This is a genomic window from Saccharospirillaceae bacterium (assembly GCA_022448365.1).
GTDB lineage: Bacteria > Pseudomonadota > Gammaproteobacteria > Pseudomonadales > Oceanobacteraceae > Bacterioplanoides.
In genome coordinates this window covers 1-1606 of the sequence record JAKVCS010000038.1, presented here as the reverse complement: position 1 = coordinate 1606, position 1606 = coordinate 1, and the positions used below count along the sequence as shown (strand labels likewise).

Genomic DNA, 1606 nt, shown 5'->3' with positions numbered 1-1606 from the left:
ACATCATACATCCCACTTTCACCCGCCGCAATCGTGACCAAAGGCGCTTTTTGATTCGGCCATCCATCCTCAAAATCACCGTCATCATTCCAATCAATAAAGCCTTGTAGATAAGCTGTTTCGCCAGTCGTATTTGATACAAAAACCTGAAATACTGCCGGCACATCACGATAGATCGTATCCGGAGGAATAATACCGTCCTCATCTGCTATTCCGTTGACATCATCACCCGCCGCATTCAACTGCGGCTGGCCATTACCTTCTGAATCAATTAATGTACCAATCGACAGTCCTGCGCGCAGCAGATGCCGCGGCCCGCGCATCCCGTCAATGGTATACTTCGTCTCATAATTACCCTGACCCGTTATTCCGGCAGCATCCGCATCTTCAGCGTCCGGTAAATCACCATAATCATACGCGGTAACCGTCACTAAAAAGTCCTCTACTTCACCATTAGGAGCAGGACCATAGGCATCAAATACATCACCTGAGGTGATCCGTACCCGTACCCCTTTGGTGCCGGTAGGTGTCGTTGATGGAATGGTAATATTGAATATTTCTTCGGTGTCAGCTGGGTCAACTGTCGATTCATACCGCTCGGTAGCCTGATCAAAAACCCCATCCTCGTTCCAGTCAATGAAGACCATCAAACTTGCAGGATCTGAGGTATTATTCGTTACCGGAACGGTCAGGGTAATGGTATCACCTGAATATAGTTGATTATTGGTCAGGGTATTGGTAAAATTAGCAGGCGATAAGTCTTCGTCGGACATATTATCATTATCATCCCCATCCGCCATAGCCGAAGGGATACCCGTACGTTCAACATCAGGCGGCGTAGCTCCTATATACATGGAAGCAGCACTGCTACCTCCACCCACCGAAACCGCCACAACCCGGTGGCTAGGGCCAACCAACCCACCACTAGCATCCGTAGCATACAGTGGCTCCGGTAAATCACCCCAGTCATAGCCGACAATCGGTACCCACAAATCTTCCACCTCACCATCTATATCATTGGCATCAGAAGGCCCCGTCGAAGAGAGAACCAAGGTATTCGAAGTAGTTGTCAGTCGGAAGCGAGCAGCCACCCGCTCGGGAAGTGGGTTAGGCTCTTGTGGCACCATAAACGTCACATCATACCATCCACTGGCCATCGAATTGATGCTCAGAGGAGTAGCCTTATTATTGGGTTCTTCCAGTGACCCATTATCATCCCAATCCACGAAACCCTGTAAATACGCTGTCTCGCTGGTTGTATTTGTTACAAAGACTTGGAATACAGCCGGTACACCCCGATAGATCGTATCCGGAGGAATAATGCCGTCCTCGTCATCAATATCTGCGATATCATCACCCACCGCATTCAACTGCGGCTGACCATTACCTTCCGCATCAACCAGGGTACCAATCGATAATCCTTCTACGATCAAGTGACGTGGACCACGCAAACCATCGCGTGTATATATCGTCTCGTAATTACCCTCCGCTGTCACTCCCGAAGCATCCGCGTCTTCAGCGTCCGGCAAATCACCATAATCGTAGGCTTTTACTTCAACCAAAAAGTCCTCTACTTCACCATCATATGCGGACCCGTAGGCATCCG

Annotated in this window: 1 protein-coding gene; it reads right to left on the bottom strand. The window is 49.3% G+C overall.

The features are described from left to right. Positions 1–1562 (bottom strand): GEVED domain-containing protein (locus tag MK185_17840; GenBank protein ID MCH2042492.1); only part of this gene is annotated, 1562 nt, incomplete at its 3' end. Positions 1563–1606: the final 44 nt, after the last annotated feature.